General features: G+C 44.9%; 2 protein-coding genes. Both read right to left on the minus strand.

The window, feature by feature from the left end; all coding sequences use genetic code 11:
- The coding region (locus tag WAQ08_RS19105) for an ArnT family glycosyltransferase (RefSeq protein ID WP_422193850.1) at window positions 1-663 on the minus strand (663 nt) is incomplete at its 3' end.
- Window positions 664-805: 142 nt separating this feature from the next.
- Window positions 806-2,467, minus strand: a complete 1,662-nt coding sequence (locus WAQ08_RS19110; RefSeq protein WP_422193851.1) for a glycosyltransferase family 39 protein — start codon at window positions 2,465-2,467, stop codon at window positions 806-808.
- Window positions 2,468-2,685 lie beyond the last annotated feature (218 nt).

Consider the following 2,685-nt stretch of genomic DNA (forward strand, 5'->3'; position numbering starts at 1 on the left):
GCATATAAACATCAGACCGCATATTGTCACAAGAAGTACAAGGGAAAATTTGAGAAGTTGGGCAACGGCAAAACAAAGTCCCGCGATAATCGCATTGCGCAAGGTGGGGCGCTCAAGTAGTTGGATAAATGTCGCAATGCCTATAAAAAATCCAAAGCTCGCGCCAAGATCCGTGGTCACATAGCGACTGTGCGCGAGCATAGTGGGAGAGAAACAGAAAAATGCAAGCGTGAGCAGTGCTACGCGAGAACCAAATCGCCTCTGGATCCATTGGTAAAAAAGCCAGCCAAAATAAATGGCAAGCAGGATAATGGGAATGCGTGCCCAAAAAATAATCGCATCCGCATCGTTGCCGTTCTCATACAGAAACGAATATCCCATACCCCATTGACCATTGATTTCATCCTTCCATGAGGCGATATCTGTCGGAAAATGGGGATTTACGAATGTACGGACAAATACTCCGGAAATCGCTTTCAAGAGCGGTGGATGTTCGGGATTGAGTCGGTAGTCAGAAAGCACCGCGTAGCTGTAGCCGGCTGGAATATGAGCAAGTTCATCAACGATTGCTGATTCATTCAAGATAGAGCTAAGAAGAAGCCCAAACATGATGGTTAACATGAAGAATGCAAGGATGGGTGATTTCTTTGGTAGTTGTTCCATATTTTATTCTTTTATTCCCCCTCCTAGTATAGGAGGGGTTAGGGGTGGTAGGGGTGAGGGATAGAAACTCTATGTCTTCCTCCACACCTTTACCCCTCCTCACCCCCCCCCTATGCTAGGGGAGGAAACAGAGACGTGTATTCTAAAAATAATTTTCTAATATAATAAAGTCCCCGGGAGCGCGCGTCTTAAAATCTGGAAATTTTTTCTGGAGTATGGATAGGGTTTTTTTGTCATCGCCGTTAAGAAACACAATCATAGTTTTTTGTCCTTCCTGTATGCGAATTTGATCGAGTTGGTCAGTGCGCAGGTATGTAATGTGCTTGGCGATACGCTCGGCTTCGCGGAATGTATCCGTGACAAACATAACGGTTTGTGCCGGCATTGGAATACCGCGCACTTCGGTGCCGCTCATATTAACGACCACATATGCGCTTACGTCTGCGGGTTTATCGCGCAGATATTGTCCTATGTGATAGAGATCGGTGGCGAATGCGGAATAGGTATCAGGAATATTTGCCCAGGAGTTAAAATAGTTGCGATAACTGGAAATCGGCACAATGAGCAGAAGAAGCATTACGAGGATTTTGAGTTCTTTTTGGACTCTCGCAAGCTGGGAGATTTTTTCTGGGAAGCGTGATTTTTGTCGTTCAAACCAGTCAAGGAGGGCGCGCGTTAAGCGCCAACAGCCGAACGCGGACAAAATCATGACTGGAGGAATCATGCCAATGGAACGGAGCGCATGGGGCAGTCCTTCCCACGTAAGAGTTGCAGGCAGTGACATAATAATAAGCCATCCGAGAAGAACAAGAGGAACTGACGAGCGCTCATAGGTTCGTTTGAAGAGATCACGAATGGTCACAAAAATGCCAATAACAAAAAAGAATGCAAGTGGCCATATGAGCGCGGGCTGGCAATCATAATTATGACGCCAATTACAGTCACCGTGGGCAACAAACATACCCCATGTTTTAATATTCGATTCGATAAATGTTTTGATCGGAGACTCGGCGGCAAAGACAGAAACTTGGCTTGACCTGCCGATAAAATCTTGGGGATTCTGGAGAAAATAAACGCCAATGGGTAGGGCAATAACAAACGTCACGAAAAGATAAAGCGCTATTGCGCATGGACTGCACGAGAGGTCGAATGTTTTTGTTTTTTTGTTAACTGGTTTGGTGCGGTAATAGTGCCACACTTCGCCAATAATGGGGATCGCGGCAACAAAGGGAAAAAATCTAAATGCGATATAGGTATGAAATCCGAGGCCGGTTACAAAACCCGCGCAGACAAGAGTCCAAATATTTTTTGTGCGCAGGCCTTTGAGGAGAAAGTAGAGCGCGAACGCGGTGAGAAGCGGGAACATGATGGCGCGAAATCCGATGCGAGAAAAATTGATATGCCAATAGGATGTGGCAATAAAAAATGCTGCGATCAGAGCAACGGTAGTCGCGGCACTACGTTTTCGTTTATTACCGCGTTGGGAAAATAATTCTTTTGTCACGAGAAATACTCCCCAAATGGTTAGTACTCCCATCACCGCAGATACTCCGCGCAATGCCCACGGTTCTCTCTCGAAAAGAGCAAGTGAGACGGCTTGCATATTAATAAACAAGCCTTCGCGTCCGTTATTTTCCTGATAAAAAATTTTATAGTCATATGTAGCTTGAGCTTCAAGCGCATTGTTGCCATTCATTGCCTCGTCGGGATATAGGCCGAGCGGGGTTTCATTCAACCGGAAAAATCGAAAAAAGATGCCCAAAGCAATAATGAAAATAAAAATAACAATTTTATATTTTTTCATATACGGACAATATATCATATATCTTGAGACTATAATAGAAGATTTTGAATTACGAAACCCTTCTTTCTGTCATTCCCGCGCAGGCGGGAATCCAGGTTTCTTCAGAATGAAGGAGGGTCTGGATCCCGCATCCCCATAGGGATACGCTCTATCAAGTGCGGGATGACAAGAAGGGAGGGTAGTTTCATAATTCAAAGATCATTAGATATAACCACTGC

The organism is Aquabacterium sp. (assembly GCF_049274795.1).
Lineage (GTDB): Bacteria > Pseudomonadota > Gammaproteobacteria > Burkholderiales > Burkholderiaceae_C > Aquabacterium.